The sequence below is a fragment of the Flavobacterium sp. genome, assembly GCF_046073885.1.
In the GTDB taxonomy this organism is placed as follows: domain Bacteria; phylum Bacteroidota; class Bacteroidia; order Flavobacteriales; family Flavobacteriaceae; genus Flavobacterium.
The window spans coordinates 1-3,911 of sequence record NZ_JBJTND010000034.1; the positions used below are offsets into that span (position 1 = coordinate 1).

The 3,911-nt window shown below is 38.0% G+C and carries 5 protein-coding genes; 3 read left to right on the forward strand and 2 right to left on the reverse strand.

The window, feature by feature from the left end; all coding sequences use genetic code 11:
- Nucleotides 1-210: 210 nt before the first annotated feature.
- Complete coding sequence (locus ACKOWY_RS04940; RefSeq protein WP_408940334.1) at nucleotides 211-951, reverse strand: hypothetical protein; 741 nt, start codon at nucleotides 949-951, stop codon at nucleotides 211-213.
- Between the two features lie 122 nt (nucleotides 952-1,073).
- Nucleotides 1,074-2,231, reverse strand: coding sequence for a helix-turn-helix domain-containing protein (locus ACKOWY_RS04945; protein ID WP_408940335.1), 1,158 nt, complete (start codon nucleotides 2,229-2,231; stop codon nucleotides 1,074-1,076).
- Nucleotides 2,232-2,375: 144 nt separating this feature from the next.
- Here ACKOWY_RS04945 and ACKOWY_RS04950 point away from each other — a divergent pair, with 144 nt between their 5' ends.
- From ACKOWY_RS04950 to ACKOWY_RS04960, 3 genes are all read left to right on the forward strand, one after another.
- Complete coding sequence (locus ACKOWY_RS04950) at nucleotides 2,376-2,873, forward strand: hypothetical protein (protein WP_408940336.1); 498 nt, start codon at nucleotides 2,376-2,378, stop codon at nucleotides 2,871-2,873.
- Between the two features lie 7 nt (nucleotides 2,874-2,880).
- Nucleotides 2,881-3,606 (forward strand): hypothetical protein, encoded by a 726-nt coding sequence (locus ACKOWY_RS04955; protein ID WP_408940337.1) that lies wholly within the window; start codon nucleotides 2,881-2,883, stop codon nucleotides 3,604-3,606.
- 92 nt (nucleotides 3,607-3,698) lie between these two features.
- Nucleotides 3,699-3,911, forward strand: a 213-nt coding sequence (locus ACKOWY_RS04960; RefSeq protein ID WP_408940338.1) for a hypothetical protein, incomplete at its 3' end; no start/stop codon positions are given.

The window sequence follows — 3,911 nt, forward strand, 5'->3', positions numbered from 1 at the left end:
CTTTTGGTTAATTGAAAGTCCGTATTGTAGACGGCCATCAACACCGATATTTTAACATTCTTAGGCATGACCTGCTGATAAGTTGCGCCAAAATAGGCTTAGCAGGAGCAAATTTAGTTAAATAAAAGGTAGTAATTATGAACTAACAAGTAATAAAAATGGTGGAACAAAGAGCCCCACCATTCTTCGATATTTCATTTTTGAAATGCGTTAATTAACTGGTACGCGAGTTAAATAATCGATTCGAACAATCGTACGCAACTTGCTCGCCTTTTTATTTAATTCGGTCAATTTTGCATTGCCCTTTCTTTTAGCATTACGCTCCTCTTGATGCGTATAATATGCTAAACGAGACTTTTCTGGTAAGATTAACATAAACGTATTGTTTGGATATCCATCCACTGCTCGGTAAACAATGTAATTATAGGTAAGGCCAAGTGCCTTATCTTCTTGATTCGATTGTTCAATTAATTTTTCATATTCTGCTATTTTATCAAACGGAACCGTGAATAAGTGAATTTTACGGAAATCGTAATTTTCAATTTTAAAGTCAGGCAAGATGCTTGTTACATTTGCCTCTTGAACCCAAAGAGAACGCTGAATAGCCATCGTGCGATTGGCTGTATTTTCGTCCGTTACCGATTTTAGTTCAATGGCTTGTTTGTCTGACAAAACGGAACGTTGGCCTACGTATTTTCCTACATTCTCCTCCCCTTTCAAATACACCATGGAGTAGGTTCTACCCGTTTCGGATGTATGTGCAGTCATATTATAGGTAATTCCTTTTGTGGCATTTAACCACCAATTACGAACAGCAGGATAATTTTTCTTATAAATATCCGTGTCATTCACACGACTTTCATTCATCAAGAAATAGGTTTTTTCTGCGGTTTGGGCAAATAAACTTAGTGTGCAAAAAAGGAGTGCGAGGGTACTAGTAAACTTTTTCATGGGTTGATTTTTAAAGGTTAAAATACAGACCCACAAGTTTTATAAATAAGGCACAAGCCGCACGTTGAATGAACTAAAGTTTGTCTTGAATTCCGATTAAAATGTCCATTTTCAGGTCAATATTAGCTTGATTGATGAATTTCTTTCAAAAAAAAACTCGGGTTTACCCCTACATATTTTTTGAAAGCCGCATAGAAAGTGGAGCGATTGGTGAATCCACTTTGGTACATATACGTTTCTAAGGTGTACTGATCAAACGAAGAGCGTTGTTGAAGAAAATGATGAATACGCAAGCGATTAATGTATTCTGCGAAGGAAATTCCATAATACATTTTGATCAACTTCGATAATTTTGCCGAAGGCATATCGACTAATTTCGCCAAAGCTGCTAGGTCAATATCAGGCGACAAATACACTTGATCCGATTTTATCTTATCATCAAATGCGATGGCTTCCTTGTCTGAAGCCATAGCCAAGATAAGCTCAGGTAGAATTTCTGGGATAGTAGGTGTCCCCTTTTCTTTGGGCAATATACAACCATCCATATTTTCCTGCACATTAGGTGTCATGATAAAATAGGTGAACAGAGAGATCCCTAAGATGCATTTAATCAACTGTGAAGGTGGATCGAACGTATTATTTAGAAATAAATTAACATACTGATACAACTGAAGCAAAAAGTATATCATCACGGCTCCGCTCAATAAGTTCAACCAAATCAACGATTGCTTATTCACATAGGTATACACGCTTCCCCATATATATTTTGTTTTCCAAATCATCCAAAGCGAAATCGCCCCATAAAAAATCCCCACAAAAATGGAAACGGGCTGCACAAAACCCGCTGGAATCCAACCCATTGGCTTGGTGATGAAGTACTTATTTTGTACATAATAATGATCTAAAATGGAGGTCTTCTCTGCAGCAGATAAAAATAGATCAGGCAAAATACCTAGGGTAATCACAACGGGAAATACAAAATGCACAAGCTGCCATCCCGATATGACTCGCGTGGGGACTAGCATTTTTCGAACATAAAAGAATAAAGTAATGGGCAAAAAGACCCGAATAATATTAGGCGTTCTAAGGATAAAAAGCATTTGATAAATATGCTTGGAGGTCAAAGCATAGATGTAAAATTCGAGAAAAACCAAGGAGAAAATAATCCAAGCGAGTGCATGTACTTGGGGAATTTTGGGAAAGCGCGCGATTAAATAACAAATGAATAAAAGGCCTATTCCACTCGTTAAAAAAGACAGGTAAGGGACAAAATCGAACATTAACTCTTGCTAGCTTTTGAATTTTAGACAAAAAATAGATAAAAATGGACAAAATCAAAAGTCTAAAATCAATTAAAATGTGAACAAGCCGCTAATTTTCCTACCAAATCAAAACAATCTAACCTTATGAAAAAAATCTTTTTAATGCTACTAGTAGGCAGTTTTCTATTTAGCTGTTCTCAAAAAAAGGAGGAAACTACAGCCCCACCTAAAGACCCCAATCAAAATGGGTACACCGTTGCTAAATCAGCTAACATTGATTTAGTAAAAGCGTTCAATGAAAAAGCATTTGCTTTAGATACGGCTGCGGTTAGAGCTGCATTCGCTGCTGAAAACGATACCATTCATGACAATTTGAATAAATTAAATGTCAGTCAAAACAATGCATTACTGGGCAATTTAAAAGCCTCCGGCTTCAAATTCACGATTAAAAACTACGGCGAACTTTGGGAAACCATTAATGATGAACCTACACCTGCCGGGGTCAAAAATTTCGTAATTGCCTATATTATCGTTAATGTAAGCAATGGCAAAACATCCAAAGACGAGATATTCCACCAAGTTTGCGCAGTGAAAGATGGCAAAATCGTCGAAGAATGGGACGTATACGATGCTAAAATTTTTGATGAACTCTCTAAATAAATAAACCATGAAAAAACTACTTATCCTTTCCACATTTTGCCTTTTCTCGCTTAGCGCATGGGCACAGGCAAACACCACCAATTTCCAATACTACAAAGTTAAATCTGGTCATCGGGGCGCTTTCAATGAGGCCTTAAAAACGCATGTGGCTAAATTCCGCAAGGCGGGCACTCCTTATGCTTGGGCGGTTTTTAATTTAGTTGGGGGAAGCCACCACAACGAAGTGATGGCACTATTTAATATAGGAACCTCTTGGGCTCGCCGTGATGAATTAGCCGCAATGCCCTCCTATACAGAGGCAGCAAATGACTTCTATTTGCATGTATCTCCCCATTTAGAAGGTGTTACAGGGGGCGAAATCATCACTTTTCAACCTGAATACAGCAATTCTAGTCCGTCGGAAAGATCAGCCAAAATCCGTTCCAATATTTTGACCTTAAAATATGCGCCGGCGCAAGAGTTTTGGGATGTGATGAAACGTTTACCGAAAGTATGGGACAAAGCGGGTATCAAAGTGGCAACCTATTCCACTTCAGGACTTAATCGCATTGTTTTCTCGCGCCGCTTTCCAGATGGCTGGAAAGAAATGGATGAGCCAGCCAAGTTAAAAACAGCTTACGATGAGGTGTATGGTAAGGGCTCTTATGAAAAAGACATGGCTATCATGCGGACCTACGTAATAGAAAATGAGACTACTTACATGACTCTGCAGCCGGATTTGTCTTCCAAATAAAAAACAATTAATTCTTTATTTAATCAAAATTTGGTCTAAATTAGGCCAAATTTTGATTTTTTATAGCCTTTCCCTGTCAAGACGTATCGAATATGGAAGTACATCATCACGCACACCCGCCTAAAAAAGTAAGTGAATATTTCACTGAATTCATCATGCTGTTTGCTGCGGTAACGCTCGGATTTTTTGCTGAAAATTTGCGCGAGCACCAGATCGAAAAACACCGCGAAATTCAATATTTAAAAAATATCCACCTCGACTTAGAACGGGATATATTGGAGATCGACAAGATCGTTAATTACAAC

What these genes read in the sequence shown, in the direction of transcription:
- ACKOWY_RS04950 (WP_408940336.1), top strand. Translation starts at nt 2,376, where the DNA reads ATGCTACTAGTAGGCAGTTTTCTATTTAGCTGTTCTCAAAAAAAGGAG.
- ACKOWY_RS04955 (WP_408940337.1), top strand. Translation starts at nt 2,881, where the DNA reads ATGAAAAAACTACTTATCCTTTCCACATTTTGCCTTTTCTCGCTTAGC.
- ACKOWY_RS04940 (WP_408940334.1), bottom strand. Translation starts at nt 951, where the DNA reads ATGAAAAAGTTTACTAGTACCCTCGCACTCCTTTTTTGCACACTAAGT.
- ACKOWY_RS04945 (WP_408940335.1), bottom strand. Translation starts at nt 2,231, where the DNA reads ATGTTCGATTTTGTCCCTTACCTGTCTTTTTTAACGAGTGGAATAGGC.